The following is a 454-nucleotide window of genomic DNA, read 5'->3' as shown; positions in this document are numbered from 1 at the left end:
CCGGCTGATGCTGCGCGCCGGCATGATCCGCCAGGAAAGCCAGGGCATCTATGCCTGGCTGCCGTTGGGCAAGCGGGTGCTGGACAAGGTCAACGCGATCATCCGCGAAGAGCAGAACCGCGCCGGCGCCATCGAGCTGCTGATGCCGACACTGCAGTCGGCCGATCTCTGGCGCGAAAGCGGCCGCTACGATGACTATGGCAAGGAAATGCTGCGCATCAAGGACCGTCAGGAGCGAGAAATGCTCTATGGTCCCACCAATGAGGAAATGATCACGGAGATTTTCCGCGCCTATGTCAAGTCCTACAAGGACCTGCCGCTCAATCTCTATCATATCCAGCTGAAGTTCCGGGACGAGGTGCGGCCGCGCTTCGGCACCATGCGCTCGCGCGAATTCCTGATGAAGGATGCCTATTCCTTCGACCTGAACCGCGAAGGCGCCGAACATTCCTAC

General features: G+C 59.9%; 1 protein-coding gene. It reads left to right on the top strand.

From position 1 onward, the window contains the following. Positions 1–454 (top strand): aminoacyl--tRNA ligase-related protein (locus AC1D0P_RS29385; protein ID WP_477679957.1); only part of this gene is annotated, 454 nt, incomplete at both ends.

The organism is Polaromonas sp. P1_G2, from assembly GCF_056405515.1.
Note: the sequence above shows the minus strand (reverse complement) of the source record. Positions and strands in the feature narration are given on the sequence as shown.